General features: G+C 62.6%; 29 protein-coding genes and 1 pseudogene. 24 read left to right on the top strand and 6 right to left on the bottom strand.

All coding sequences use genetic code 11. From position 1 onward, the window contains the following. The first annotated feature begins 512 nt into the window (after positions 1–512). The 7 genes from U5K31_05265 (at position 513) to U5K31_05235 (ending at position 4,306) form a co-directional block, all read left to right on the top strand. Positions 513–968 carry a hypothetical protein gene (locus U5K31_05265; protein MDZ7772138.1) on the top strand — a complete coding sequence of 152 codons (456 nt, stop codon included), beginning with the start codon at positions 513–515 and terminating at the stop codon, positions 966–968. Beyond that, complete coding sequence (locus U5K31_05260) at positions 874–1,242, top strand: hypothetical protein (protein MDZ7772137.1); 369 nt, start codon at positions 874–876, stop codon at positions 1,240–1,242. Before U5K31_05265 ends, U5K31_05260 begins: the two co-directional genes overlap by 95 nt. An 81-nt stretch (positions 1,243–1,323) precedes the next feature. Continuing rightward, entirely contained in the window at positions 1,324–1,494 is a 171-nt protein-coding gene (locus U5K31_05255) for a hypothetical protein (protein MDZ7772136.1), read from the top strand. 846 nt (positions 1,495–2,340) lie between these two features. Further along, complete coding sequence (locus U5K31_05250; protein ID MDZ7772135.1) at positions 2,341–3,147, top strand: hypothetical protein; 807 nt, start codon at positions 2,341–2,343, stop codon at positions 3,145–3,147. Next, the gene (locus tag U5K31_05245; GenBank protein ID MDZ7772134.1) at positions 3,053–3,511 is read left to right on the top strand and encodes a tRNA methyl transferase PRC-barrel domain-containing protein; all 459 of its coding nucleotides are present in this window, start codon (positions 3,053–3,055) and stop codon (positions 3,509–3,511) included. The genes U5K31_05250 and U5K31_05245 overlap by 95 nt, the downstream gene beginning before the upstream one ends. A gap of 239 nt (positions 3,512–3,750) precedes the next feature. Next, the gene (locus tag U5K31_05240) at positions 3,751–3,927 is read left to right on the top strand and encodes a hypothetical protein (GenBank protein MDZ7772133.1); all 177 of its coding nucleotides are present in this window, start codon (positions 3,751–3,753) and stop codon (positions 3,925–3,927) included. Between the two features lie 19 nt (positions 3,928–3,946). Beyond that, entirely contained in the window at positions 3,947–4,306 is a 360-nt protein-coding gene (locus tag U5K31_05235) for a DUF4412 domain-containing protein (GenBank protein MDZ7772132.1), read from the top strand. Between the two features lie 148 nt (positions 4,307–4,454). Here U5K31_05235 and U5K31_05230 read toward each other — a convergent pair whose 3' ends face one another. The 5 genes from U5K31_05230 to U5K31_05210 all read right to left on the bottom strand — a co-directional run bounded on the left by U5K31_05230 (position 4,455) and on the right by U5K31_05210 (position 10,090). Then, complete coding sequence (locus U5K31_05230) at positions 4,455–4,976, bottom strand: anti-sigma factor (GenBank protein ID MDZ7772131.1); 522 nt, start codon at positions 4,974–4,976, stop codon at positions 4,455–4,457. A gap of 240 nt (positions 4,977–5,216) precedes the next feature. After that, on the bottom strand, positions 5,217–5,309 hold the full coding sequence (locus tag U5K31_05225; GenBank protein ID MDZ7772130.1) for a sigma factor-like helix-turn-helix DNA-binding protein: 93 nt from the start codon (positions 5,307–5,309) through the stop codon (positions 5,217–5,219). Continuing rightward, positions 5,299–5,673 (bottom strand): sigma-70 family RNA polymerase sigma factor, encoded by a 375-nt coding sequence (locus U5K31_05220; GenBank protein MDZ7772129.1) that lies wholly within the window; start codon positions 5,671–5,673, stop codon positions 5,299–5,301. Before U5K31_05220 ends, U5K31_05225 begins: the two co-directional genes overlap by 11 nt. A 204-nt stretch (positions 5,674–5,877) precedes the next feature. Beyond that, positions 5,878–7,947: a thioredoxin domain-containing protein gene (locus tag U5K31_05215; protein MDZ7772128.1), complete on the bottom strand. Its 2,070-nt coding sequence runs from the start codon at positions 7,945–7,947 to the stop codon at positions 5,878–5,880. A gap of 61 nt (positions 7,948–8,008) precedes the next feature. After that, complete coding sequence (locus U5K31_05210; GenBank protein MDZ7772127.1) at positions 8,009–10,090, bottom strand: adenylate/guanylate cyclase domain-containing protein; 2,082 nt, start codon at positions 10,088–10,090, stop codon at positions 8,009–8,011. Positions 10,091–10,241: 151 nt separating this feature from the next. Here U5K31_05210 and ndk point away from each other — a divergent pair, with 151 nt between their 5' ends. Both ndk and U5K31_05200 read left to right on the top strand, forming a co-directional pair. Continuing rightward, the gene (gene ndk, locus U5K31_05205; protein ID MDZ7772126.1) at positions 10,242–10,673 is read left to right on the top strand and encodes a nucleoside-diphosphate kinase; all 432 of its coding nucleotides are present in this window, start codon (positions 10,242–10,244) and stop codon (positions 10,671–10,673) included. Positions 10,674–10,691: 18 nt separating this feature from the next. Continuing rightward, complete coding sequence (locus U5K31_05200; GenBank protein MDZ7772125.1) at positions 10,692–11,960, top strand: DUF1343 domain-containing protein; 1,269 nt, start codon at positions 10,692–10,694, stop codon at positions 11,958–11,960. A 15-nt stretch (positions 11,961–11,975) separates the two neighbouring features. Here U5K31_05200 and rlmB read toward each other — a convergent pair whose 3' ends face one another. Continuing rightward, complete coding sequence (gene rlmB, locus U5K31_05195; protein ID MDZ7772124.1) at positions 11,976–12,713, bottom strand: 23S rRNA (guanosine(2251)-2'-O)-methyltransferase RlmB; 738 nt, start codon at positions 12,711–12,713, stop codon at positions 11,976–11,978. Between the two features lie 82 nt (positions 12,714–12,795). On the opposite strand from rlmB, the gene U5K31_05190 reads away from it, so the two are divergent. The 15 genes and pseudogenes from U5K31_05190 to U5K31_05120 all read left to right on the top strand — a co-directional run bounded on the left by U5K31_05190 (position 12,796) and on the right by U5K31_05120 (position 26,438). Beyond that, a complete protein-coding gene (locus U5K31_05190; protein MDZ7772123.1) occupies positions 12,796–13,137 on the top strand; it encodes a hypothetical protein in 342 nt (113 codons plus the stop codon). Between the two features lies 1 nt (position 13,138). Beyond that, entirely contained in the window at positions 13,139–13,465 is a 327-nt protein-coding gene (locus U5K31_05185; protein ID MDZ7772122.1) for a hypothetical protein, read from the top strand. 101 nt (positions 13,466–13,566) lie between these two features. Continuing rightward, positions 13,567–14,346 carry a glycerophosphodiester phosphodiesterase family protein gene (locus U5K31_05180; GenBank protein ID MDZ7772121.1) on the top strand — a complete coding sequence of 260 codons (780 nt, stop codon included), beginning with the start codon at positions 13,567–13,569 and terminating at the stop codon, positions 14,344–14,346. A 131-nt stretch (positions 14,347–14,477) separates the two neighbouring features. Then, positions 14,478–14,675 (top strand): type II toxin-antitoxin system VapB family antitoxin, encoded by a 198-nt coding sequence (locus tag U5K31_05175; GenBank protein ID MDZ7772120.1) that lies wholly within the window; start codon positions 14,478–14,480, stop codon positions 14,673–14,675. Positions 14,676–14,680: 5 nt separating this feature from the next. After that, a complete protein-coding gene (locus tag U5K31_05170; GenBank protein ID MDZ7772119.1) occupies positions 14,681–15,070 on the top strand; it encodes a PIN domain nuclease in 390 nt (129 codons plus the stop codon). 175 nt (positions 15,071–15,245) lie between these two features. Next, positions 15,246–16,199 (top strand): annotated as a pseudogene (locus U5K31_05165) (CTP synthase). Between the two features lie 85 nt (positions 16,200–16,284). Further along, on the top strand, positions 16,285–16,902 hold the full coding sequence (locus U5K31_05160; protein ID MDZ7772118.1) for a gamma-glutamyl-gamma-aminobutyrate hydrolase family protein: 618 nt from the start codon (positions 16,285–16,287) through the stop codon (positions 16,900–16,902). A 52-nt stretch (positions 16,903–16,954) separates the two neighbouring features. After that, positions 16,955–17,143, top strand: coding sequence for a hypothetical protein (locus tag U5K31_05155; GenBank protein ID MDZ7772117.1), 189 nt, complete (start codon positions 16,955–16,957; stop codon positions 17,141–17,143). Between the two features lie 10 nt (positions 17,144–17,153). Continuing rightward, entirely contained in the window at positions 17,154–18,623 is a 1,470-nt protein-coding gene (locus U5K31_05150) for an amidohydrolase (protein MDZ7772116.1), read from the top strand. A 96-nt stretch (positions 18,624–18,719) separates the two neighbouring features. After that, positions 18,720–20,321: an NAD+ synthase gene (locus tag U5K31_05145; GenBank protein MDZ7772115.1), complete on the top strand. Its 1,602-nt coding sequence runs from the start codon at positions 18,720–18,722 to the stop codon at positions 20,319–20,321. A 203-nt stretch (positions 20,322–20,524) separates the two neighbouring features. Then, entirely contained in the window at positions 20,525–22,573 is a 2,049-nt protein-coding gene (locus tag U5K31_05140) for a LysM peptidoglycan-binding domain-containing protein (GenBank protein MDZ7772114.1), read from the top strand. 12 nt (positions 22,574–22,585) lie between these two features. Then, complete coding sequence (locus U5K31_05135) at positions 22,586–24,220, top strand: S41 family peptidase (protein ID MDZ7772113.1); 1,635 nt, start codon at positions 22,586–22,588, stop codon at positions 24,218–24,220. Between the two features lies 1 nt (position 24,221). Next, positions 24,222–25,070: a PHP domain-containing protein gene (locus tag U5K31_05130; protein ID MDZ7772112.1), complete on the top strand. Its 849-nt coding sequence runs from the start codon at positions 24,222–24,224 to the stop codon at positions 25,068–25,070. Then, positions 25,067–25,543: a 6,7-dimethyl-8-ribityllumazine synthase gene (gene ribH / locus U5K31_05125; GenBank protein MDZ7772111.1), complete on the top strand. Its 477-nt coding sequence runs from the start codon at positions 25,067–25,069 to the stop codon at positions 25,541–25,543. The genes U5K31_05130 and ribH overlap by 4 nt, the downstream gene beginning before the upstream one ends. 76 nt (positions 25,544–25,619) lie before the next feature. Further along, entirely contained in the window at positions 25,620–26,438 is an 819-nt protein-coding gene (locus tag U5K31_05120; GenBank protein MDZ7772110.1) for an isoprenyl transferase, read from the top strand. Positions 26,439–26,465: the final 27 nt, after the last annotated feature.

Raw genomic sequence — 26,465 nt, 5'->3', positions numbered from 1 at the left:
CGTCAGCCGGTGGTGTACATGTTCTTGTGGTAGGGCATGAAAAAGGTGCTGAATGGATTGAAATCGCGGTGATTGAAACGGGCTAAATATAAAGAGGATTTTGAAGAAAACACCCACTTAATTGCCCACCGAAAGGTACGAAAAAAAACGTTCAGCCCTTAAGGCGGCGGGCCGGGGAGGGCGGCGCAGGGGCTTTCGGCGGAGGAGCGGCATTAAGATTGTGTTAAGAATTGGACATATAGCGGTTTGTTAACATTAAGTTAACATATGTTTAATACCCTTGGATGGATTTTCGGGGCCGCGGCGCATCATCAGCGGCGATCCGACAGCACCGGCACATTGCAATGTAACCTGCCATTAATGTCCAAGTCCTCCGAGCAATCCGAGAAACGATCCTTCCTGCAGCAGCTCATTCCCACCAGTTTTTACACGGTCTTTCGCGAGGAGCGGACCTTCCTGGCGCTGATCGGCATCTTCTTTTCATCGCGGGCGTCACCTTCCCCAACGCCGAGGTGGCCAGGTGGGTCGGCTTCGCCCTGGCGGGCTACTCGGCCATCGCCAACGACAGCATCCAGACCATCGGCACCTTCCTGGCCTCCAACGAGGACAAGAAGTGGTGGGTGCTCTGGCTGTTTATCGGGGGCATCTTCCTGGTGACGGTATCCTACAGCTGGGTGGTCTACGACGGGGACGTCAGCCACCAGCGCCTGGCCTCGAAGGGCTTTTCGGAGGCCCCCAGCTCCTTCACCTTTCTGCAGGTGGCCGCGCCCATCTTCCTGCTGCTGCTGACGCGCAGTGCGCATGCCGGTCTCGACCACCTTTCTTCTGCTGAGCTGCTTCTCGGCCAGCGCGAGCGCCATCGGCAACGTGCTGGTGAAAAGTCTCTCGGGCTACCTTGTAGCCTTCGTCGTCGCCATCGTGGTCTGGATGGTGCTTTCGAAGGTGATCCAGAAATTCGTCAAGGGTGAGCCGGCAGTGTACTGGACGGTCATCCAGTGGATCACCAGCGGTTCGCTCTGGGCCGTCTGGATCATGCAGGACGCCGCCAACATCGCGGTCTACCTGCCGCGTTCGCTGAGCCTGGGCAGTTCCTGGCTTTCGCCCTCTACATCTTTTTCGGGCTGGGCATTCTCTTCTACCCTGCGCGGGGACAAGATCCAGAAGGTGGTCACCGAGAAATCGGATGTGCGCGACATCCGATCGGCCACCATCATCGACTTCGTCTACGCCGTCATCCTCTGACTTTTCAAGATCCAGAGCAACGCATCCCCATGACGCACCACCTGGGTGTTCATTCGGACTGCTGGCCGACGGGAGCTCGCCATGACCTTCAGCGACATGCGCGGCAAGGGCAAGCCCCTGGGCCGGTCGCTCAAGCTTATCGGCAAGGACGCCGGCTACGCCCTCATCGGACTGGCCGTCTCAATCGCCCTGGCCGTGGCCATCAATCCCGAGATCAAGGCGGAGATCGTCAAGTTCTTCTTCGGCGGGTAAGTCCCGCGAAGTTGAAAGGGAGACCGCCTTCAGGCGCCCCTGCGTTGCATTTAAGCGAAATTTCATGTTGATTCCACACGTTGACGATCAACCGGAATTCCTCCCGGCGGGCCTGCATCGGCCGGAGCCGGACGGCCCTCCGCCGGCAGGCGGAACAACCTTTTCCAGCGATGGATGCGAATGTCTCGTACTCAACAAGGACTACCAGCCCCTGAGCGTCTGCTCCGTGGAACGCTCCGTGAAACTGCTGTGGCTGGACAAGGCTGAGTTGCTGCACGACTATCCCGACAAGAAGCTCCGCACCATCAGTCGAGGAGTACGAATATCCCTCGGTCATCCGCCTGCGCCGCTACATCAACCTGCCCTACGATCGAATCGTCCTGTCCCGGCGCAACGTGATGAAGCGCGACGGCAACCGCTGCCAGTACTGCGGGGCCTCCCGAAACCTGACCATCGACCACGTGCTACCGCGCAGCCGCGGGGACGCGACACCTGGGAGAACCTGCGGTGACCGCCTGCGACGAGTGCAACGTGCGCAAGGGCAACCGTACCCCGGAGGAAGCCTCCATGCCCTCGAGCGCAAGCCGTTCCGGCCCGTGCACATTACCTTCCTGCAGTCCATCCTCAGTGGGGTTCAGGAGGATTGGAAGCCCTATCTTTATCTGTAGTCTGGAGTCCGGGGTTGGGCAATGGCCGGGCGGGCTCCCCGTTTCACCTCTTCGCGGGCCTGCACGTTCACACGATTTACACAAAAAATTGGTACTTTGCGGGTTCGCGCCGGGCCATCTGCCCGCAGCGCCTGTTAACCGCACTTATTCCACATTGAACGCACACGCAAACCGACCCATGAGCAGCAAAGGACGCATCTTGGTTGCCATGAGCGGCGGCGTGGACTCTTCGGTCTCCGCCGTGATGCTCAAGGAGCAGGGATACGACGTGATAGGCATAACGATGAAAACCTGGGACTACTCCCGGGTAGAGGGGAAGTCCGACAAGGAGACGGGCTGCTGCACGCTGGAGTCGATGAACGACGCCCGGCAGATTGCGGTGCGCCACGGCTTCAAGCATTTCATCGTGGACATCCGCGACGAGTTCGGTGACTGGGTCATCGACCGCTTCGTGGAGGACTATATGTCGGGGCGCACGCCCAATCCCTGCGTGCTGTGCAACACCCATATCAAATGGGCAGCCCTGCTGCGCCGCGCCGACAAGCTGGGCTGCGACTACATTGCCACGGGGCACTACGCCCGTGTCCGCGAGGAAAACGGGCGCTACGTGGTTTCGAGGGGACTCGACCCGCGCAAGGACCAGTCATACGCCCTCTGGGGCGTGCACCAGAAGCACCTGGCGCGTACCATCTTCCCCTGGGTACCTATGAGAAGACCGAAATCCGCGATATGGCCGAAGAGTTCGGCCTCACCAAGGTGGCTGACAAGCCTGACTCCTCGAGATCTGCTTCGTGCCGGACGACGACTACCGGCGCTTCCTGAAGGACCGTGTGGATGGCCTCGAGGAGCGCGTGTCCGGCGGCAAGTTCGTGGACCAGGAGGGCAACATCGTGGGCGAGCACGAGGGCTATCCCTTCTATACCATCGGCCAGCGGAGGGGACTCGACCTGGCCCTGGGCAAGAGGGTGTACGTGACGGACATTGATCCCGAGACCAACGTGATTACCGTGGGCGAGAAAAAGGACCTGGTGAGCACCACCTGCGTGGCCCGTGACATCAACCTGATGAAATACGACCGTGTGCCGGAAGACGGCATGGAGATCACCGGCGCCATACGCTACAATGACGACGGCGCGGTGGGCTATCTCGCCCAGACCGGCGAACGACGAGATGGAGGTCTATTTCCCCGCCGGGCGCGAGGCCATCACACCCGGACAGGCCGTGGTCTGCTACGAAGGCGACGACCTGCTGGCCGGCGGCTGGATCAAGAAGGTGAACGTGGACACCGACGTGCTCCAGGAGGCTTGAGAGAGCAGGGGCCTACCCCGCAACAAAGTCTCACGCGTTGAGTACAAGATGGTAAACAACCTGCATACAACCGCATCACTATGAAGACCCTACGCATACTACCCTCCTGCTGGCGCTGCTGCTGGCCATTCCCGCCCTGCCCGCGCTGGCACAGTTCCAGGGCACCATCGTTTTTGACAGCTACGAAATCGAGAACGGCGAGCGCCGCGCCGACGACACCTTCACCCTGCACATCGCCCGGAGCGCATCCTCCTGCAGGGAGAACAGCTACAACATGAACATGCCTTTCCAGACCGAGGGCGTACTGGTGCGGCTGGACTTTGAGGATTTCGTGTTCCTGACGGGCAATGACATGGCCCTGACCATTTCCAAGGCCGACATCACCTCCTTCACCCGGATGTTCGGCGAGGAGTCGCAGGATCCGGCCGGCAGGATGCCTGCAGCGAGAGCGCATTGACTATGAACGCACCGGCGAGATGCGCCAGGTTCAGGGCTACACCTGCGAGAAGTTCGTTTTCCGCGACCGTGAGAACCCGGACCAGCGAACGGAGATCTGGATGACCGACGGCCTGGAAATCAACTGGGGCATGCTGGGCGACTCCTGGATGGACAGCCCGACCATGCTCGGGGGGGGCGATCTCTCCTTCAACCCCATCTTCCAGGAGGGCTACTTTCCCATGCGCATCGAGTACATCAAGGACCGGCGGCAGGTGTCGGTGACCGAGGTAAGCAGCATCAACCAATCGGCCGTGGCCCGCGCCATGGTGGAGATTCCCAGCGGCGTGCAGGTGCTCAGCCTGCAGGACTTTCTCTTCCAGAAGATGAGCGGGAACTAAACAGGTCCCTGCTACATGTTGCCCATCAGGTACATGTCGCCGGTGGGCTGCGGCATGCCCCTTGGGCTCCATGGTGACGGCGAAGGCGTTGGCAGCGGTCTCCCGTATGTCCGCCAGCCTCTCGATCTTGAAAAAGGCGTTGCCCATGTCAGTCCGTCATCGAGAAGAGCCCCGCGCTGACCGCCTGGTTGTCACGGAGGATCCAGAGCTGGTAGTCCTTGTCTTCGGGCACCGCCGGCAGGTTGGAGACCTGCAGCAGGGCCTGCTCGCGCTCGGGATCCCAGATCACCTTGCCGTAGCCGTCGGGATTCACCTCCATGCCCGACATGAAGACCACGTTGATCTCCCGGGAGCCCAGGATGGCCAGCATCTCCTCCTTCTGCTCCAGCTCCGAGGTGAGCTGCTCGATGCGCACCTGCTGCCGCTCGACGGTCTGACGGGTGTCGCTGAGCTGCGAACTCATGTAGAAGGCGTAGAAGATCAGGCTGAGGCTGACCACCAGCAGCACGAAGGAGGCGGCCACGGCCAGGCGCATGCGGGAGTCCTTTTCCTCGCCGGAACCGGTGCCGGGGCCACCCGCCCCGCCGTTCATCGCGCCCGCACCGGCCTGCCCGGACCCGGAAGCGGATTGCCTGCTGCTGGTGATGCGTGCCATCAGGCGCTCCTTCACTTCGGGAGAGGCTCCCCTGGCTCCGCGGCGTAGCTGAGCTGGGCGGCTGCGGCCTTCATTCTTCGTACCAGGCGTAATCCTCCTCCGACGCCTCCTCCAGCATCTCCTCGAACGCATGGCGGTCGCCGGGTTCCGAGCGCCCAGCACGTAGCCGGCGCACAGCTCCTGGAAACGCTTATCCGGTGTGTGTTGGTCAGCCATGGTGTTCGATGGTGTCTTCGAGTAAATCCTTCAGTTTCATCATGCCAGCCGGGTGCGGGTCTTGACCGTACCCAGCGGGAGGTCCAGGCGCTCGGCGATCTCCGATTGGCTGAGGCCTTTGTCAGTAGGCAATTTCAATAACCTTGCGCTGCTCGTCCGGGATTTCCCGCAGGGCCTTTGTGACGGCCTCGGCCCGATCGGCGTAGATGGTGCTCGTGAGCGGGTCCCGGGCCTGGCCCTCCAGGGTCGGTCCGCGCTCCTCGTCGTTCAGGACCTGGGACTGTTTTTCCCGGGTCTTGTAGCCCTTGGATCTTATACGGTCAATGGCACGGTTGCGTGCAAGGGTGACCACCCAGCTGTAGACGTTGCCGCGGGACTCGTCGAAGCTGGATGCCTTCTCCCATATCCTCAGGAAGACCTCCTGCAGCAGGTCTTCCGCCTCCTCGCGGTCTCCCACCACCGACAGGATCATCCCGAAGAGCAGTCCCTTGTACAGCTCATAGAATTCCTCCAGAGCCTGCTGATCGCGCTGCTGTATCCTGCGGAGCAGCCCGCACTTCTCGCTCCGCCCCTCCGGGACTGTTGCCGATGGCCATCATCAGGTTGAAGAAGATCACGTATGGTTATTCTGTTGGTATATACGTCAAAGCCGGTCGGACGGATTTATGCTGTTAAAGATAAGCAGGATCGGGCAGGAAAGCTATTCCAGCAGTTCAAGGGCCTTTTCCGGGTCGGTGACCGGCCGCTCGCAGGTGTAGTTGCGGCAGATGTAAAAGGCGGGCTCGCCGCCGCGGCGGGTAAAGTTTTCCAGGAAGGGGGCCAGCCGGGCCAGTGTTTCGTCGCCCTCTCCCGCCACCAGCACTGCGCGGTGGGGCAGAAAGCGCCTGTTGAGGTCCTCCAGAAAACGGCGCACCGGCGCCTCGCCGGGCTTGCCCCGCACAATGATTTCCCTTCCTCCCTCCACCTGCCACTCCAGGGCCTGCAGCATCTGCGAGAAGGCGGTGGGGGCGCCGGATACCTGCTCCTTGTAGAGGGCCAGGGTGCGTTCGGCCTTCTCTTCCCAGGAGCTCTCGCCGGTCAGGCGCGCGAGGCGAAGCAGGCAGCAGGCGGCCACGGAGTTGGCGGAGGGCATAGCTCCGTCGTAGAACTCCTTGGCGCGCGCCAGGATCACCTCCTCGGAAGCGCCGGTAAAGAAGAAGCCCCCCTCGGCGGGGTCCCAGCACTCCCGCACGAAAACTTTCGCCAGGTCGACCGCCTCCTCCAGCCAGCGGGTCTCCCGGGTGGTCTCGTGCAGTTCCAGGAGTCCCCAGAGCAGGAAGGCGTAGTCGTCGGCGTTGCCGCGCACCGATCGCTCGCCCTCGCACCAGCGGTGCAGCAGGTGTCCCTCGCCGTGACGCATTTCGTCCAGCAGGAAGTCCGCCGCTCCGCGGGCCAGCTCCTCCTCGCGCTCCCGGCCGAAGGTGCGGGCGGCGCGGGCCAGGGCGGCCACGGTCATGCCGTTCCAGTCGGTGAGTATCTTGTGGTCGAGGCCGGGGCGGGGGCGCTCTTCGCGCGCCTCCCTGAGGGCGCCACGCGCATTTTCCAGCAGGTCGGCCGTGGTTTCAGGCTCCTCGCCCCGCTCCCCGGCCAGTTCGGCCAGGCTACGGTCGCGGTGGGGGATGTTGGTGCCGTCGCGCCGGCCGCTGGACTCCTCCCGCCAGTTGCCCTCCTCGGTGAAGTTCCACGCGCGCAGCACCAGCTCGGCCTGTCCAGGTGGCAGCAGCTCGCGTATTTCATCGGCGGTCCACGTATAGAAGTCGCCCTCGCCGCCGCCGGGGCTGTCGGCGTCCTCCGCCGAGTGGAAGCCTCCCGTGTCGGACAGCAGGCAACGCTCCAGGTAGGTCACGATCTGGCGGGCGGTGTCGCGGAAGAGTTCGCGGCCGGTCACCTGCCATCCCTCGGTATAGGCCATCAGCAGTCCGGCCTGGTCGTAGAGCATCTTTTCAAAGTGGGGCACCAGCCAGCGCCGGTCGGTGGAATAGCGGTGGAAGCCGAAGCCCACCTGGTCGAATAGTCCCCCGTAGCGCATGCGGGTGAGGGTGCGTTCCACCATGTCGGCGGCCTCCCCGGAGTCTGTGCGCCAGCCGTAGCGCAGCAGGAAGCCCAGGTTGTGGGGGGAGGGGAATTTGGGCGCCTCGCCGAAGCCCCCGTGTTCGGGATCGTAGCTGGAGCGGAAAGCCTGCCAGGCGGTGTCGAGCGTCTCTTCATAGTCGAAGGTCTCTCCGGCGTGGCGGGTGCTCTTGCGGTAGGCCTCGGTGAGGTTCTCCGCCGAGCGCATCACCTTCTCGCGTTCGTCCTCCCAGAGCCCGTCTATCCATGGCACAAGCTCCAGCATGCCCGGCCGTCCTCCCCGTCCTCTTTTGGGAAGGTAGGTGGCCGAATAAAAAGGTTCCTTGTCGGGGGTGAGCAGCACGTTGAGGGGCCAGCCGCCCTGCCCGCTCATCATCTGGCAGACCAGCATGTAGGTGTGGTCGATGTCGGGCCGCTCTTCGCGGTCCACCTTGATCGAGACGAAGGCCTCGTTCATCAGCCGGGCCACCTCGGGATCCTCAAAGGACTCGTGCGCCATGACGTGGCACCAGTGGCAGGTGGCGTAGCCGATGGAGAGAAAGACGGGCTTGTCCTCTTCCCGGGCCCTCCTGAAAGCCTCTTCGCCCCAGGGATGCCAGTCCACCGGGTTATCGGCGTGTTGCTTGAGATACGGGCTTTTTTCGTCTTTTAGTCGGTTCAAGTCTCTATAAGTCTATAAAGTCGGAAAGTCAGAAAGTCTAATAAGTCGGAAAGTCGGGGGGTCATTGGACTAAATGGCGAAAGGGCGGGTAGCATTCCAAGCGCAGGCCGGGAGGCGGCAGGAAGGGATGCAAAGACAGCTGCGGGTGCGCGCGAGCATGTCCATACCTGGAACCACGCCCGTCAGACTGCCGGAGTCGAAGAGACCGGTTGGGACTTCCGGACTTTAGGACTGCAGGCAGCAGACTTGTGCACCGGAGGCCTTGCCGACTTCGGCCGACGCTTGGCATCAGACTTTTTGACTCTTCTTCGAACGGACGCTCCTGCCCAGTGGCGGTCTCCATGGCCACGCGGGTGACGGGCAGGGCCTCGCCTTCGTAGCCGCGGATGGCGGGCGTGTCTTCCTCCACCCGAAACTGAGGCGCGCGCCGGTCCAGGAGCTTTCGTACCAGGGGGTCGGAGGCTACGGCGGCGGAGAGCACAGCCTCGTTCTCCCCGGCGTAGTCCACCAGCCGGGAAGCCAGGTTTACGGTATTGCCGAAATAGTCGATGCGGTCGTTTACGCCCGCGGCCACGCAGTCGCCCCGGTGGATGCCCGCCTTGAGCCTGAAGTCGCTGCCCGTACGTCCCCGGGTCAGGCGCTGCGCTTCCATGAAGGCCTTCATGGCCGATGCGGGTCGGTTGAACACGGCCATCACCGAGTCTCCGATGGTTTTTACAACGGCTCCGCCGGCGCGGTCCACTGTCTTCTGAAGGATGGCGAAATGTTCGATCAGCCGGCCGACGGCGCGCCGGTCGCCCTGGTTCCGGTAGAGGGCGGCGGAGTCGCGCAGGTCGGTGAACATAAAGGTGAGGTTTTCGGCCTCCAGGCGCTCGCCCTGTCCGATCACCTCCCGCTTGAAAAGCTCGCGGAAGATCTGAAGGGAGATGGCCTCCGAGGCGCAGACCTCGCGGTCGTCCCACGCCTTGGCCTCGATGGCGATGGACTGGCGGAAGGGGGTTTTGTTGTCCAGAACGAGGTTGGGTTCGGTCGAGAGTGGGATTTCCTCTCCGTCGAAGCCGCGAGGGGTGAGCAGCACGCGCACGGTGTCGTGTCCCTCCTCGCTGACTTCCAGGGTGGCTGAGCCTTCCGCGCGTCCCGCCGAGATGGTATAGGCGCCGGCCGGCAGGCGGGTCTTCAGGTAGCGCGTCTCCCCGGCTTCCATGACCTGGCGCACGGCGGTGCGCGGCCGGCTGCGGGGACCGGTTGCGCAGTAGAGGGCCGGGTCTGATTTCCGCACCAGGGGGTGGGCGCGGAAACGCAGCCGCAGGGTGCGGGTCAAGTGCACGGAAAATTTCTCGCGGCAGCGCCGGCAGTAGAGGGGTTCGCGCACATCGGGGAGGGTGCGGCAGCGGTCCTGCACGCTGTGGCAGGCCGGGCAGGTCACTTCCCAGGCAAGGTTCAATATTCCCGCGTGGGCGGAGGCCAGGAAGACGCGTAGGGTTTCCCGTCGCCCCGTACCCCAGAGGTCGGCCAGCTTGTAGGGGGAGATGCGGTGCAGTTCGGTTTTGTGGGCCCGCCGCAGGAAGTCGGCCAGGTATTCGGTGACCTGCGTGTTGCCGGTCATTTCGATCACTTTTCGGCGCGCCTCCTCCAGGCGTTCCTCGCCGCCGCGGACCGTCGAGCGGGGTTTGCGCTCCTGGTAGGGGAGGCGCCCCGACAGGGCCAGCCGGTCGTAGGTGCGGAGCACACCTTGCCAGCGCCGTTTTCCCAGGGTGGCGTGGTGAAGGGCGGCCGCCATGGCCAGCAGTCGGCTTCGCGGTTTCAGCCGGGTGCGCACGTAAACCCGCGTGCCCCCCGCTTTGGGCACCAACTCCACCTGGCGGGACATGGAGCGCCAGGGGCCGTTGAGATAATTTCTCCGCCGGGTGAACTGGTAGGGATACTCCCACTCGCAGGGCTCCTCTTCCCATACCTCGTAGTTGGAGACGCCCTCGTGGGCGATGCGGAGGCCATCGGGACGGTTGGGCAGCCGGCGCTCGTCAACCCGGATGGCCGGCTCGCCCAGGTCGCGGCAGAGGGCGCCGGTGTCGGCGAGCATCGGCCAGAGGTACTCCGGCCCGGAGGCCAGCTGCCAGTTCCAATTGAATTCGTATGCGGTCATCTATGTCCTTGGCTGGGCGGCCCGCCGGGCGGCGCCGCGGGGCCCGAAAGAGCTTCGGGAATTAGCGATTTTGCCTTATATTTATCGACCGTTGTACTTAAAAGAGCGATTTGAACCCCAATTGTTACAAATTAATTACGATTAGAAGCACATGGCTGTTGAGCAAACCCTTACGATTCTAAAACCTGACTGCCTGCGAAAAGAGCTCGCGGGCGAGGTCATACGCCGAATTCAGGAAGCCGGATTTACCATCCGCGCAATGAAAATGACCCGGCTTACCGAAGCCACCGCCGGGGCTTTCTACGCTGTCCACAAGGGACGCCCCTTCTACGACGACCTCTGCGCCTTCATGAGCAGCGGTCCCTGCGTGCCCATGATCCTGGAGAAGGAGAACGCCATCGAGGATTTCCGCACCTTCATCGGGGCCACCAATCCCGAGGAGGCTGAGGAGGGCACCATCCGCGCTGACTTTGCCGACAGCATCGGTGAGAACATCATTCACGGCTCCGACTCGGTGGAGAACGGCAGGATTGAATCGGCCTTCTTCTTCAGCGATCAGGAGGTGGTGGCCAACCACGCATAATCTGCCGGCCCGGCTGCGATGCGCAATGCCCTCCTTATCCCGCTGATTCTGACGGCCCTTTCACTGATGGCCGCGTCGGGCTGCGGCAGCGCGCCCGGGTCCAACTCCACCTCTCCGGACGCCCGTCAGACGGTGCGCACCGGCGCGGAGATGCTACTCGACGAACGCCTGGGGGAGCTGGAGGACCTGCGCGTGGGACTTCTCATGAATCCCACCTCCCGCGTTGACGGGGTGCACATGCTGGATACCCTGCTGGCCCGGGGTGTGAACGTGACCGCCCTTTTTGCCGCCGAGCACGGCTTCCGCGGGGAGGGTGAGGCCGGCGAAACCATCGAGAACGGGATAGACCAGGCCACCGGCCTGCCGGTATACTCCCTGTACGGGCAGACCCGCACGCCCACGCCGGAGATGATGGAGGAGGTGGACGTGGTACTGGCGGACCTGCCCGACGTGGGGGCGCGCTTTTATACCTACAGCTCCACGGTGGGAAACGTCCTGGAGGCCGCGGCCGGCGCAGGCGTTTCCGTCTGGGTACTCGACCGTCCCAACCCGGCCGGCGGGGAATACGTGGCCGGCTGGGTGGTGGAAGACCGTTTCCGCTCTTTTGTGGGACGTTACCCCGTGCCCATGATCCACGGTATGACCATGGGCGAACTGGCGCGCATGATGGTGGGGGAGGGATGGATCAGTGCCGACCGGGAGCCCGACCTGCAGGTGGTGGAGATGGAGGGCTGGAGCCGCGACATGCTCTGGCCGGAGACCGGCCTGGAGTGGATCGCCCCCTCGCCCAACCTGCCTGCCTTCGACAACGCCTACCTCTACCTGGGAACCGTGCTGTTCGAGGGGACCAACCTGTCGGAGGGAAGGGATACCGAACAGCCCTTTCTGCTGATCGGCTCGCCCGCCACCGACAACAGCTACGAGCGCATCGTTGAGCTGGACGAACGGCATGCAGGCGTAGGCATGGAGCCTGAAGGGTATCAGCCCTGCACCAAGGCGGCGGGCCGGCACGGGCAGATCGACTACGACGGGCGGCGATGCTACGGGGTGCTTCTGACCCTGGAGGATCCTTCGGCCGTGGATCCCCTGGTGCTGGGGACCGACCTGCTGCGCTTCCTCCTGGAACATACCGAAGGGGGCGCTGTGAACGCCTACATGCAGAACCTGACCGGCATCCCCAACGACTCCCTCCGCGCCTGGCTGCAGCGGGAGGATATCTCCGCCACCTGGGAGGATGAGGTGCGTGCGTTCCGCGAGCTGCGCAGGCCCTACCTGCTCTACGAGTAGTCAGCAGCAGGATCCTTATCCTTTCTTGCGCAGCCACTCGTAGCAGACCAGCGCCGCGCTTACGGAGGCGTTGAGCGACTCCACGCGGTTGCGAAGGGGAATGCTGAACCGGTAGTCGCAGTGCTCGAGGGTTTTTTCGTGAATGCCCTCTCCCTCGCTGCCGATTACGAAAGCCAGGGGACGATCCACCTCCAGCTCGAACAGGGGCGTCTCCCCGCCTGCAGTCAGTCCTCCTATCCAGAACCCCTCGTCCTTCAGCTTCATGATGGACTGGTTAAGGTTGCCCATCCGCACCACGGGAATGCGCCCTGCGGTCCCAGCCGAGGCCTTATAGACGGTGGCGTTGACCGGGGCCTGGCGGTGCTTGGGCACCAGCACCGCCTCCATGCCGGCCGCCGCCGCGGTGCGCAGGATGGCGCCCATGTTGTGGGGATCGGTGATCTCGTCGAGCATGAGAACGGCGGGATAGTCCGAGGTGTCCACCTCCCCCAGCCATTCGCCGAATTCGCGGTAGGCGATGGCGCTCATCAGGGCCACCACGCCCTGGTCGTTCACGCTGCCCACCAGCTCATGCAGCTTGGCGCCGGGCACGTGGTTTACCGGGATGCGGTGGGAGGAGGCCATCTCCATGATGCCTGAGACCTGGTGGTCGTGCAGGGAGTCGCGCAGGAAGATCTTGTCCACTTTTTCGGGTTGGTCGGTGAGGGCTTCCCGGACGGGATTTTTCCCGTAGATATATATGTTATCGGACATGGAGGGGGTTAATTCCGATTGATAAATTGGCAAATTCGGTTAAATTGGACAGAGGGAGTGTATCTAATCTGGGGTAACCGTTATGAACGACAAGGATCGCAGCGAGGGACGGAAAACCGCTTCCAACATACACAATAAATCGGAGTATCACTCACGGCTCGCCGGCCTTATCGAGCAGGTGCACGCCTCCAGCGTCCTCCACCTGATCGCGGGCGCCGCGCAGGTGGGACTGGGACTGACGGTGGTGCTCATCTCGGTGCTGGGACTGGTTTCGCCCCTCTGGTTTTCCACGGTGCTGACCATGTTTGCCAGCGTGGTGACCATGCTGGGAGTTTGGCTGCTCTATTCCTCCTTCGCGGGAGGCGGGGGATCAGACTCCCTGATCCGGGAAGCCATCCGCCGAATCATGGACGCCCGGAACTGACATGACCGAGTACAGCGAAGACGATCGGGAGCGGCTGGAGTCATACCTCCATATTCATCTCAAGAAGGACGAGCGCGACCTGTCCACCGGCGACAAGCTGGAGGCGCTGGACAAGCGCGCACGGAACAAATGGATTCAGCTGGCCATCAACCTGGCGGCCATGATCTTTTTCGGCTATTCGTTCTACTACGACATCACCCAGCTCAGCAAGGCGGTCTTCTGGGTGATCACGGGCGTCTTTGCCGTCAATGTAGGACTCATTTTCTGGCAGAAAAGACAGATTCGCGAGCTGCGCGACTGGCTGGAGGCGGAGGGCGGCGCGGAATGAGGAGGTGCCCCGTACAGCTGCTCCTGCCGGCTCTGCTGTTGCTGGCGGCCATTCCAGGCGCAGCCCAAGACAACGCTGAACACGAAATCATATCCACCGACATGCCTCTGCCGAAGCTGTACAACGACGACGGAGACGGATTCATCGTGATCGCCCACCGGGGCGCCAGCGCCGACTTCCCGGAGAACACCATGCCCGCCTTCGAGGCGGCGGTGGAGCGGGGCGCCGAGATGATCGAGCTGGATGTGCTGATGAGCCGCGACGGGGTGCCGGTGGTTTTTCACGACGCCCGTCTGAACCGCCACACCGACGGGGCGGGTCCCCTGGCCGATCATTCTCTGGAGCAGCTGCGTGAGCTGGACGCCGGCTCCTGGTTCGGCGAGCGCTTTGCCGGCACGAAGATCCCCACCCTGGAGGAGGTGGTGCGCTGGGCCAGGGGAAAGATCGCCCTGAACCTGGAAATCAAGACCGGTGCGGTGGGGGAGAAGCCCAGGGGCGGCGTGGAGGAGAAGGCGGCTGAGCTGGTTCGCGAGTACGGCATGGAGGAGCACGTGATCTTCTCCAGCTTTGACTATCGCGCGGTGCGACGATTCAAACGCATCTCGCCCGACCTGTCCGTGGCCCTGCTCTACAACCGCGGGCTTTCGGGCGACAAGTCACCCTCCCACCTGGTGTCCGAGTACGGGGTGGACGCTTTCAACTGCAGCTACACGCAGCTCAGCGACAAGCGGTTGAAAAACCTGAAGGAGTACGGCATACCCTTCCTGGTCTATACGGTCGACTCCCCCCGCCGCATGCGCAGGCTGATCCGCCGGGGCGCGGCCGGCATCTTCTCCAACAAGCCTGGCCTGCTCAGGGAGGTGGCGGAGGAGGTCAGGTAGCCTGCGCGCTTGATACAGATCCCAATTTTGTAATGGGACAATGGTTTCAGGGTCACACGGTTACTATTCCTTTGTACTTGACGGGCTAATGTGTATATTTAATTAAATATTACACATTAAGTATAAAGAATATGAGAACCAATATTGTAATTGACGACGATCTGATGAACGAGGTATTGAGCATGAGCAAATTCAAGACCAAAAAAGACGCGGTAGAGGCTGGGCTGAAATTACTTTTGCAGCGCAAGAAGCAAGAGCAGATTCGTGAGTTGCGGGGAAAACTGAGATGGGAGGGTGACCTGGAAGACATGCGGCGGGATGACAAATGATTTTCGTGGATACCAGCGTTTGGATTGACTATTTCAATGGAGTCGTGAACTGGCAAACCGACTACCTGGAGCAGTCGCTATCCAGTGATTCAATCATTATTGGCGATATCATATTGACGGAAATACTCAGGGGTTTCAGAAAAGACCGTGACTATTATACGGCGCGGGATTTTCTGGATTTTCTGGAGTGTGTCCAGCTTGGGGGGAAGGAAATGGCCATGAAATCGGCCTCCAACTACCGATTCCTGCGATCCGGAGGCATTACCATCCGGAAGACCGTAGACTTGATTGTAGGAACATGGTGCGCGGAACATAGTATGCCGCTCCTGCATAACGACAAGGATTTTGACCACATGGCCAAAAAACTGGACTTAAAGGTGGTATCAAAACCTTAGCACTGGTTAAATGATCCGGCATTCTGACGAATTCAATAGATCAACGACACCCGCGTATGTGTCATGCGGATCGAGAATCTTGAATGGCATATCGCCTTCCCCAAGCTCCATTCCGGTTTGAAAGATGACGCCGAAGGTTCTATCTTAGAGGAACCTCCAACCGAAAGCTTCTTCCATGGCGACCAAGTATATTTTCATTACCGGCGGTGTGACCTCATCGCTGGGAAAGGGGATCATCTGTGCATCTTTAGGGCGTCTGCTGGTGGCACGGGGACTCCGGGTAACCGTGCAGAAACTCGATCCCTACATCAACGTCGACCCGGGCACCATGAATCCCTACGAACACGGGGAGGTGTACGTGACGGAGGACGGCGCCGAGACCGACCTTGACCTGGGGCACTACGAACGATTTCTCGACATCAAGACCTCCCAGGAGAACAACGTCACCACGGGCCGGGTCTACCACGATGTGATCACCAAGGAGCGCCAGGGCAAGTACCTGGGCAAGACCGTGCAGGTCATTCCCCACATCACCGACGAGATCAAGTCGCATATTCTGAAGCTGGGCGAGTCCGGCGACCACGATGTGGTGATCACCGAGATAGGGGGGACGGTGGGCGACATCGAATCCCTCCCCTACATCGAGGCGGTCCGGCAGTTCCGCTACGACGTGGGACGAAAGAACACCCTTTCCATTCACCTGACGCTGGTGCCCTACCTCTCGGCCGCCCGCGAGCTGAAGACCAAGCCCACGCAGCACTCCGTCAAAACGCTGCAGGAGAGCGGGCTGCAGGCCGACCTGATCGTGGCGCGTTCGGAGCACCCGCTCGACCAGAGCATCCGCTCGAAGATCGCCCAGTTTTGCAACGTGGAGTACGATGACGTGATCTCCTCCCTCGACGCCGAGAGCATCTACGAGGTGCCCCTGCTCATGCAGGATGAAGGGCTGGACACCCGCGTGATCGAGAAGCTGCAGCTCAAGGCGCGCGAGCCCGAGCTGGACCGCTGGAAGGGTTTCGTGAAGGCGGTCAAAAATCCCTCCCATGAGATCACCCTAGCCCTGGTGGGCAAGTACGTGGAGTACCACGACGCCTACAAATCCATCGTCGAGGCCTTCGTGCACGGCGGCGCGGTGAACGACTGCAGGGTGAACGTGCGCTGGGTACAGTCCGACGACATCACCCGCGGACAACGTTTGCGACCAGCTCGAAGGCGTGGCCGGCATCCTGGTGGCGCCCGGCTTCGGGGGACGCGGCATCGAGGGCAAGGTGGCCGCCGTGAACCATGCCCGCACCAACGGCATTCCCTTTTTCGGCATCTGCCTGGGCATGCAGTGCGCCGTCATCGAGTACGCCCGCAACGTCTGCGGCATGGAGGGGGCCAACAGCACCGAATTTGACGAAGATTCCCCGCATCCTGTCATTGACCTGATGGCCGAGCAGAAGGAGATCGAGAACAAGGGCGGCACCATGCGCCTGGGCCTCTACGACTGCAAGGTGGCCCGCGACTCCATTACCTACCGCGCCTACGGCGAGGAGCTTTTCCAGGAGCGCCACCGCCACCGCTACGAGGTGAACAACGAGCTTCGCGGCAGGCTGGAGGAGGGCGGCATGAAGCTGGTCGGCTTCAACCCCGGCCGCGACCTGGTGGAAATCATTGAACTGGAAGACCACCCCTGGTTTGTGGGCGTGCAGTTTCACCCGGAATACTGCAGCACGGTCAACCAACCGCAGCCGCTTTTTGTGGATTTCGTGAAGGCCAGCCTTGAGTACGCCGGACGCAACGAGCTCTCCGGGCCGGTGTCGCAATCGCAGGAAGCGGTAGTCAATTGACAGCCGCCCCTCCCGATCGCATTGACTTTTCCCAACCCATACCATCGTATCCATGTACCTCTCCCATAGACTACTAGCTGTGGTTCTGGCCGCCGTCTTTCTGATGGCCGGCTGCGCCGGCTCCGGCGGCGAAACCACGGTTATCCACAACGTGAACCGGCTACACCCTGGACGCCGAAGGGGAACTGCAGACCTTCACCAGCATCGCTTTCCGCGACGGCAGGGTACTACAGACGGGTGACAGCCTGGCTGTGGAGGCCGCCAACCGTATCGACGGACAGGGCCGCGTGCTTCTGCCGGGACTGATCGACGCCCATGTGCATGTCTCAAACCTGGGCAGCCAGGAGCTGGGCGCCAACGTGACCGGCTCGCAGACCCTGGACGAGGCCCTGCAGATCGTTTCCGACTACGCCGGGCAGTATCCTGACGCGGAATGGATACGGGGACGCGGATGGAACCAGGTCTTCTGGGAGATCGGGCGCTTCCCCACGGCCGAAGAGCTGGACCAGGCCGTCAGCGATCGTCCCGTCTGGCTGGGACGCGTGGACGGGCATGCCGGCTGGGCCAACTCCCGCGCCATGGAGATCGCCGGCATCACGGCCGAGACCGAGGCGCCCGAAGGGGGACAGATCATACGCGACGAGGAGGGCAATCCCACAGGGGTTTTTGTGGACGGCGCCATGAGTCTGATCACCTCCCAGATCCCCGCGCCCAGCAAACAGGAGCGCGACCAGGCCCTCTCGCTCGCCCTGCAGCAGATGCGCTCGCACGGGCTGACCAGCGTGCACGACGCGGGCATCGGCCTCGACAGCTGGGAGCGCTACAAACGCTTTGTGGACGGCGACAGCCTCACCACGCGCATCTACGCCATGTACAGGGGCACCGGGGACACCTTCGAGCAGCTGGCCGCCGACGGACCGGTGAACTCCTACGCGGACGACATGCTTGCCCTGCGCAGCGTCAAACTCTCCATTGACGGCGCGCTGGGCAGCCGCGGCGCCGCGCTCCTGGAACCCTATTCGGACGATCCCGGCAACCGCGGACTGCTTTTTCATTCGCAGGAAGAGGTGAACGGCATGGTCATGAAGGTCGCTTCCGCCGGCTGGCAGATGAACGTGCACGCCATAGGCGATCGGGCCAACCGGGTGATCCTGAACGCCTTTGAGGCGGCCCGGGACAGCCTGGGCGAGCAGGGACTTCGCCACCGCGTCGAACACGCGCAGATTGTCCACCCGGACGACATCCCGCGCTTCGAGGAGCTCAACATCGTGGCCTCCATGCAGCCCACCCACGCCACAAGCGACATGAACATGGCGGAGGACCGCATCGGGGCCGACCGCATGGAGGGCGCCTACGCCTGGCAGACCTTCCTGGACCAGGGCACGGTGATCGCCGCGGGTTCTGACTTTCCCGTGGAGCACGTGAATCCCTTCTACGGGCTCTATTCGGCCGTGACGCGCATGGACCACCAGGGCAATCCCGAGGGCGGATGGTATCCCTCCGAGGCGATGAGCCGCCTGCAGGCTTTCCGCGCCTTCACTCTCGACGCTGCCTGGGCCGCCCACCAGGAGGAGGTGCTGGGCACCCTGGAGGAGGGCAAGTGGGCCGATTTCATCCTGGTGGATCGCGACTATTTCGAGGTTCCGGCCTCCGAGATCTGGCAGACCGAGGTGCTGCAGACCTGGGTGGCCGGCGAGAAAGTGTACGACACCACCCAATAGCAATAGAAGGAGCCGTTGTATGAGAATCCGCGTCCAACAGCTGAATCCCACCGTCGGCGCGGTGCGCGGGAACACCGCCGCCATTCCGACAGGCGTATGGGAGAGGCGGCTTCGGCAGGCGTGGAGCTGCTCATCCTCCCCGAACTGGTGACGGCGGCCTACTCGCCCATGGACCTGCTGGAGCGGCCTGCCTTCCGGGAGGCCCTCTACGCGGCCAACCGCGAGCTCGTTGCGGCCACCTCCGGCGCGGAAACCGGCCTGCTATTCGGTACGGTGACCGCCAACACCAGCGGTACCGGACGTCCCTGCTACAACAGCGCCCTGCTGGCCTCCGGCGGGGAGCTCCTGGGCGAGGTGCACAAGGCCCTGCTGCCCACCTACGACGTTTTTGACGAGCTGCGCTATTTCGAGTCCAACCGGGGGCCCTTCGAGCCGCTGGCATTCCGGGGACGCGCCCTCGGGGTGACCGTCTGCGAGGACCTCTGGCAGAACGAGAACGAAATCCAGTACCATACCTACGACACCAGTCCCGCCGCCGAGCTGGCCGAACGCGGGGCACAGTGCATTATCAACATCTCCGCCTCTCCCTATACCCGCGGCAAGCCTGCCTCGCGTCTGAAGATGCTGCGCCGCCACGTGGAGCGCCTGGAGCTTCCACTTTTTTATGCCAACCAGGTGGGGGCCAACACCGAGCTCATTCATGACGGCGATTCCATGGCGCTGGACGCCCGGGGACGGGTGGCGGCCCGCGTGCCCCTGTTCGAGGAGGGGTGGGTGGACCTGCGCTGGGAGGAGGACGGCAGCCTGCAGGCCTTGGACGCGAACCCGGAGTCATCCGCGGCGGCGGAGCCCCCCGAGGCCCCGGAAAGTGTCTTCCGGGCCCTGGTGCTGGGTGTACGCGACTATTTTGGAAAAACGGGCGTGAGCGACAGCGCGGTGCTGGGACTCAGCGGGGGTATCGATTCCGCACTGGTGGCATGCATTGCCGCCGAGGCGCTGGGACCCGGCCGCGTGACCGCCCTCACCATGCCTTCGGCCGTCAGCTCGGAGGGCAGCGTGACTGACTCGGAGGCCCAGGCCCGGAACTTGGGCATTCAGCTTCACGAGGTGCCGGTGGACGGTCTCTATGAGCGCTATGCCGCCGCCCTGGAGCCGGTAATCGGCCGGCCCGGGGGACACACCGCGGAGAACCTTCAGCCGCGCATCCGGCAGACGCTGCTCATGGCCTTTTCCAACGACACGGGAGCCCTGCTGCTCAACACCGGCAACAAGTCGGAGCTGGCCACCGGCTACTGCACGCTCTATGGCGATATGGCCGGCGCGCTGGGCGTCATTGCCGACCTGTACAAAATGGAGGTCTACGAAATGGCACGCTGGCTGAACCGGGAACACTACGGACGCGAGGTGATTCCCCGCGCCGTCCTGGAGAAGGCGCCCAGCGCGGAGCTGGCGCCCGGTCAGACCGACCAGGACCGCCTGCCGCCCTACAAGGAGCTGGACGGCATCCTGCGCCGCTACCTGGAGCTGCAGGAGGGGCCCGAAGAGATCGCCGGGGCGGGCTACGACCCGCAGACCGTCCGGCGAATCGTGCGCATGGTGCAGCAAAACGAATTCAAGCGCTTCCAGGCCGTGCCCGGCCTAAAGGTTAGCGTCAAGGCCTTCGGGAGCGGACGACGTTGGCCCTTGGCCCAGGGTTAGATTCGCGGCGACTCCCCACGCTAAATGCCCCTTCTGTGCGTTGAACCTCCGTCGCTCCCGCCCGCCGCGTCGGGTATGCCGGTATCCCCTCCAATCCGGTGCGCGACGATGCCGTCCTGCGGCAGGGGGGAAAATCTATTCCCTTTTCCATTATTTTTGCTAATTTTGTGTAGCTTTCAAAGACCCCAACCAATTTTCCGGAGATGCAGAAAACGATACTGACCGCTCTAGTCCTTTTCCTGACCGCAAGCTGGACGCCCCTGGCGGCTCAAAACGGATCCGATGACGGGTCCCATACCCACGAACCGCAGGCCGATACCCTGGATCTCGATCTGCTGGCCGTTCCCATTCAGAAGCAACTGCTACCCCTCACCAATCCCATGCTCTCGGGCATCGCCGCCGGCGACAGCCTCGGCCCCGAGACGCCCCCCGAGCGGCGCCCGCTGGACGATTTTCAGAAGGACGTCATGGTGCGTGTGGCCGACATCTACCGCATGCAGGTGAATGCCATTGACGCCCAGGTCAATGACAACCCTCTGGAGGCGGAGGAACAGCTTACCCGCGCCCTCAACAGTATGCAGGGACTGCTGGAAGACTATCCCGAGGTGCAGGACGACCGGCGATTCGCCGAACTCTACCGCTCCCTGATGACCGAGTACCGCTCGTTCTACGGCATCGAGGAGCCGGCCAACGAGGCGGAGGGTGAGATTTTCGCCATACAGGACGAACTTTTTTCCGGTGAGGACGACTGGATGAACGATAGCTACTCGCTCCCCGAAGACATCACTACGCCCAGAACCGAGGTACCCCTGGTCCAGAACGAACAGGTGAATCGCACGCTGCTCTACTACACCATGCGCGTGCCCGAGGTGATGGAGACCTGGCTGGAGCGTTCCGAGAAGTATTTTCCCATGATGCGCCGCATCTTCCGTGAGGAGGGCGTGCCCACCGAGCTGGTGCACCTGGCCATGATCGAAAGCGGGCTCAATCCCAACGCGCGGAGCTGGGCGGCCGCCGTGGGCATGTGGCAGTTCATTGGCGCCACCGGGCGCATGTACGGACTTGAGGCTAACTGGTGGATGGACGAGCGCCGCGATCCCGAGAAGGCCACCCGTGCTGCGGCGCGCCACCTGCGCGACCTGCACAATATCTGGGGCGACTGGCACCTGGCCATGGCCAATTATAATATCAGTCCCAGGGGACTCAAGCGCGCCATACGGGCCGCCGGGGAGGAGGACTACTGGGCCGCGTATCCCTTTCTGCCGCGGGAGACCCGCAACTACGTGCCCGGCTTTATTGCCGCCACCATGGTGGCCATGAACCCCACCGAGTTCGGCTTCCAGGAGGAGTACGAAGGAGAGCCCTACGACTACGAAGTCATGGAGGTGGATCCCCTCATGCCGCTGGAGGCGCTGGCCGAGGCCGCCGGCATCACCACCGAACAGCTCGAGGAGTACAACCCCGAGCTGTTGCGCTGGGCCACTCCGCCCGGACGCAAGTACCCGCTCAAGCTGCCTGTTGGCGCGCGCCAGACGCTGGCTTCGAACTACGACCAGATTCCCCAGGAGGAGCGCAGCCGCAACGTCACCATGCACACCGTCAGCCGCGGGGAGAACCTGGGCTATATCGCCAACCGCTATGGCACCACGGTACGCAGCCTCTTTGAAACCAACGAGAATCTCTCCTCCACTATCCATCCCGGTCAGAAGATTGTGGTGCCCCTGCCGCCCGGCGGCTCCGGCGAAATAGCCGCCAACCGTCCCTCCAACCAGGGACGCAGCAGCGCCCCGAGTACCCGCCAGCAGCGTTCGGCCCCGGCCAATTCTGCCGCCATGAACTATACGGTCAAGAGCGGGGACACCATCGGGCACATCGCCGAATGGTACGACGTGCGGTCTTTTGAGATCCGCGGCTGGAACAACACGAGCAACACCATCCACGTGGGACAGGATCTGACCGTCTATGTGCCGGAAGGCCAGCAGGCCTACTACCGCCAGGTGAACAGCATGTCTTATGACCGCAAGCAGCAGATTGAGCGGGAGCAGCGCTCCGGTACCAACGTGGTGCAGGCCTATATGGATTCCTCGGAAGGCGAGGCCGAAACCATAAGGTACCAGGTGAAGGCTAACGACACGCTGAGTGAGATCGCCATTAATTTCGGCATCTCGGTGGACCAGCTGAAGCGACTCAACAACCTTTCGGGCAACCGCATTTTCGAGGGACAGACTCTCCGCATCAACCAGCCCAACTAAATCCCTCCCGTCATGAAGCTGCTGAGGAAGAGCGCCGCAACGCTGCTGGCCGCCGTACTGCTTGTTACGGCAGTTGGAGCGGTACGGAACCCCGATATCTTCTTCCTCATCAAGAAGAACTTCACCATCTTCAGCGAGGTCTACCGCGAGGTCTCCCTCAACTACGTGGAGGAAGTGGACCCTGAGCGCCTCATGCAGCGGGGCATTCGATCCATGCTGGAGACGCTTGACCCCTACACCGTCTTCGTGGACGAGGCGCAGAGCCAGCAGATGGAAATCATGTCTCGCGGCAGCTACGGCGGCGTGGGACTGGAGGTGGGTTTCCGGGGTGACCGCGTGGTGGTCATCGCGCCCACGGACGGCCATTCCGCCCAGCGGCAGGGCATCCGTACCGGCGACGAGATCATAGCCGTAGACGGCGTGGATATAAGCGGCTACGCGCCCGACGAGATTCGCAATATGACCTCCGGGGAGCCCGGCACCACGGTGACTGTCACCGTGCGTCGCTACGGCATGGACGAACCGCTGACTTTTGAGTTGACCCGCGAGCGCATCGAGGTGCACAACGTGGCCTACCGCTCGCGGGTGGGGCCGGAGGGCAACATTGCCTACATCCAGCTCAACCGCTTCGGCCAAAATGCCGCCGACGAGGTGCGCACGGCCTTCAATGAGCTGCGGGAGGAGGGCGAGCTCCGGGGACTGATCCTGGACGTGCGCAACAATCCCGGTGGACTCCTGGGCGAGGCGGTGGGCATCGTAGACAAGTTCATCGCGCCGGGGCTCACGGTGGTGGAGACGCGAGGCCGCAGCGAGGAGCATACCGATCGTTACGCCAGCAGCGAGCCGGCCCTGGCGGCCGACCTGCCGGTGGTGGTCCTGCAGAACGGCGGCAGCGCCAGCGCCTCGGAGATTGTGGCCGGTGCCCTTCAGGATTACGACCGCGCCGTGGTCATGGGCGAGCGCAGCTTCGGCAAGGGACTGGTGCAGATCGTGCGCCCTCTCTCCTACAACACCTCTCTGCGCATCACCACTTCCAGGTATTATATCCCCAGCGGACGCAGTATTCAGTCGATGGACTACGCGGCTGGCGACAGCGCCGCCTCCCCCGACTCCACTCATCGCGCCTTCACTACGCGCAACGGCCGCACGGTCTACGACGGGGAGGGCATCGCGCCCGACGTGGAGGTGACCGCCCCGCAGCCCACAGCCCTGCAGACCGCCCTTCAGCAGCAGAACCACATCTTCTTTTTCGCCAACCGCTACGCCTCCGAGCATCCCGGAATGCCGGGTGAGTCGGAGATTCCAGCCGTCTACGAGGACTTCCGCGAATACCTGGAGGAGGCGTCCTTCAGCTACCGTGTGCCCGCCGATGCCTACCTGGACCAGGTGGACTCGGCCGTTCAGGACAGCGAGGCCTCCTCTCACGTGGCCGCCCTCCGCGAGCTGGTGGACAAGCGCAAGCGGCAGAATTTCGAGGAGGAGCGCAGCCGCCTGGAGACCCTGCTCTACCGGGAGCTGCTGCTCCGCTACCGTGACCAGCAGTCGCGCATCGCCTTTAGCCTGGACCGCGATCCCCTGATGGGGCGGGCCGTGGAGTTGCTGGGCGACGGCGATCGCTACCGAAGCATCCTTCAATTGGGGAACTGACGTGGACAAGGCTGACCTGCACATTCATACCACTGCCTCCGACGGGAAATCCTCGCCGGAGGAGATTCTGGCGCTGGCCGACCGCATGAAGCTGGCCTGCATCGCCATCACCGACCACGACACCCTCGACGGTTACCGGGAGGCGAAGGAGCTGTCGGGTGACTATGAGGTGGAGCTCATCCCCGGTATCGAGATCACGGCCGGCTGGGAGGGACGCGAGTGTCACCTGCTGGCCTACGCCTTTGACCCCGCGCACGAGTCCATGGCGGGTCTCTGCCGTCGCCACCGGCGGGCGCGCCTGGAGCGCGGCAAGTGGATCATCGAACAACTTTCCCGGGAGGGCATTGACCTGGACATTGAAGAGGTGAAGGTGGAGGCCAGCTGGGGAAACATCGGGCGCCCGCACATCGCCTCCCTGCTGGTCAAGAAAGGTTATGTAGCCTCTCCCCGCGAGGCCTTCATCCGCTACCTGGGCGACCACGCCCTGGGTCCTATAGAAAACGACTATTTTGACTTCGCAGAAGCCGTGCGGCGGGTAAAGGAGGCGGGGGGTGCGGCTGTGCTGGCCCATCCCGGCAAGCTCTATTCGCCCCATGAGCGTCGGGAGCTCGCCGGACTTGGACTGGACGGCATCGAGGTCATTCACCCCAGCCACGACTGGGAGACCCAGAAGGAGCTGGAATCCTTCGCCGAACAGCAGGACTTGCTGGTTACCGGCGGCAGCGACTTTCACGGGGAGGCCGACGGCTACCACGGACGCTTCGGGGTGGTGGCGGTGGCCCGCTCGCACGCCGACCGCCTGCAGCGCCTGGCCGCCTCCCGACAACCGGAACCTGCAGAGCAGCCATGAGTATAACCGAACTGGAAGGCGATACGGAAGACCGCGGCTGGCGCATCGGCATCGCGGTGGCCCGCTGGAACTCCTTTGTCACCGACAAGCTGCTGGAGGGAGCCCTGGAGGCCCTGCGCGACTGCGGCGTGAGCGATGACCGTATCGTGGTGGCGCACTGCCCGGGCTCCTACGAGCTGCCCCTCACGGCCAGGCGCCTGCTGGCGCACACCGACGGGGTGCTGGCCCTGGGCGCCGTCATACGCGGCGAAACCTCGCACTTTGACTACGTCTGCGATGCGGCCAACAGGGGCGTGCTGAAGCTGAATATGGAAGAGGACAAGCCCGTGACCTTCGGGGTGCTGACCACCGATACGGTGGAACAGGCACAGGAGCGGTCGGGTCAGCGCGGGGAGAAGGGGAACAAGGGGGCCGAAGCGGCGTGGAGCCTCCTGGAAATGCTTTCGCTGCTGGACAATATCGATGAGCTGTGACGTTAAACAGCTTGAATTAACGCAGTGAAAGCTCTAATATGTTGAGCTTACGACAAAACGACTATAAGGGTATAATTTGGAAACTATTTCGCTGACAAATAAGGCGCAAGACCGTGCCGATCTGAAGAAACAGGAAGCACTCAAGGAGTCGGGGAAAGTGCCCGCGCATGTCGCCATCATTATGGACGGCAACGGCCGCTGGGCCAAGCGGAGAGGCAACCTCCGCTCGTTCGGCCATAAGGCGGGCGTCGATTCGGTACGCGACATTACCGAAGCCTGCGCTCAGATCGGCGTGAAATACCTCACCCTCTACGCCTTCTCCACCGAAAACTGGGGCCGTCCCCGTACCGAGGTGAACGCCCTCCTCAAGCTACTGGCCAACTCCCTTCGCAAGGAAGCCGAAAACCTAAACAGGAACAACATCCGCCTGAACACCATCGGGCAGATCGACCGCTTCCCCTCCCGCTGCAAGCGGGAACTGGAGGAGGCCATGGAGCTGACCCGGGGCAACGACCGGCTGCATCTCTGCCTGGCCCTGAGCTACTCAGGCCGATGGGATATCGTGGAGGCCGTCAAGAAGCTGGCCCAGGAGGTCAAGGAGGGGGGGCTGGAGCCCGACCAGATTGACGACGAACTGCTCAGCTCCCACCTGTCGACGGCCGATATTCCCGATCCCGACCTCATCATTCGCACCAGCGGTGAATACCGCATCAGCAACTTCCTGCTTTGGCAGCTCGCCTATTCCGAACTCTATATCACGGAAACCTACTGGCCTGATTTTCGCCGCGACGAGCTCTACAACGCCATTCACTCCTTCCAGGAAAGGGATCGCCGCTTCGGGAAACTCAATGGCAAGAAATCGTCCGGATCGTTCGTTCAAGAGCTGACAACCTAATCCATCACTATTAATCTCGGAAGCTCA

The sequence above is a fragment of the Balneolaceae bacterium genome (assembly GCA_034521445.1).
Classification (GTDB): domain Bacteria; phylum Bacteroidota; class Rhodothermia; order Balneolales; family Balneolaceae; genus JAXHMM01.
The sequence above is the reverse complement of the archived record's forward strand: the minus strand, read 5'-3'. Positions and strand labels throughout refer to the sequence as shown.

Coding starts and splice junctions, on each gene's coding strand:
- U5K31_05140 (MDZ7772114.1), top strand. CDS start 20,525: ATGCAGAAAACGATACTGACCGCTCTAGTCCTTTTCCTGACCGCAAGC.
- U5K31_05145 (MDZ7772115.1), top strand. CDS start 18,720: ATGGGAGAGGCGGCTTCGGCAGGCGTGGAGCTGCTCATCCTCCCCGAA.
- U5K31_05235 (MDZ7772132.1), top strand. CDS start 3,947: ATGCGCCAGGTTCAGGGCTACACCTGCGAGAAGTTCGTTTTCCGCGAC.
- U5K31_05155 (MDZ7772117.1), top strand. CDS start 16,955: ATGTACCTCTCCCATAGACTACTAGCTGTGGTTCTGGCCGCCGTCTTT.
- U5K31_05175 (MDZ7772120.1), top strand. CDS start 14,478: ATGAGAACCAATATTGTAATTGACGACGATCTGATGAACGAGGTATTG.
- rlmB (MDZ7772124.1), bottom strand. CDS start 12,713: ATGTCCGATAACATATATATCTACGGGAAAAATCCCGTCCGGGAAGCC.
- U5K31_05210 (MDZ7772127.1), bottom strand. CDS start 10,090: ATGACCGCATACGAATTCAATTGGAACTGGCAGCTGGCCTCCGGGCCG.
- U5K31_05200 (MDZ7772125.1), top strand. CDS start 10,692: ATGCGCAATGCCCTCCTTATCCCGCTGATTCTGACGGCCCTTTCACTG.
- ribH (MDZ7772111.1), top strand. CDS start 25,067: ATGAGTATAACCGAACTGGAAGGCGATACGGAAGACCGCGGCTGGCGC.
- U5K31_05135 (MDZ7772113.1), top strand. CDS start 22,586: ATGAAGCTGCTGAGGAAGAGCGCCGCAACGCTGCTGGCCGCCGTACTG.
- U5K31_05255 (MDZ7772136.1), top strand. CDS start 1,324: ATGACCTTCAGCGACATGCGCGGCAAGGGCAAGCCCCTGGGCCGGTCG.
- U5K31_05180 (MDZ7772121.1), top strand. CDS start 13,567: ATGCCTCTGCCGAAGCTGTACAACGACGACGGAGACGGATTCATCGTG.
- U5K31_05250 (MDZ7772135.1), top strand. CDS start 2,341: ATGAGCAGCAAAGGACGCATCTTGGTTGCCATGAGCGGCGGCGTGGAC.
- U5K31_05190 (MDZ7772123.1), top strand. CDS start 12,796: ATGAACGACAAGGATCGCAGCGAGGGACGGAAAACCGCTTCCAACATA.
- U5K31_05185 (MDZ7772122.1), top strand. CDS start 13,139: ATGACCGAGTACAGCGAAGACGATCGGGAGCGGCTGGAGTCATACCTC.
- ndk (MDZ7772126.1), top strand. CDS start 10,242: ATGGCTGTTGAGCAAACCCTTACGATTCTAAAACCTGACTGCCTGCGA.
- U5K31_05240 (MDZ7772133.1), top strand. CDS start 3,751: ATGCCTTTCCAGACCGAGGGCGTACTGGTGCGGCTGGACTTTGAGGAT.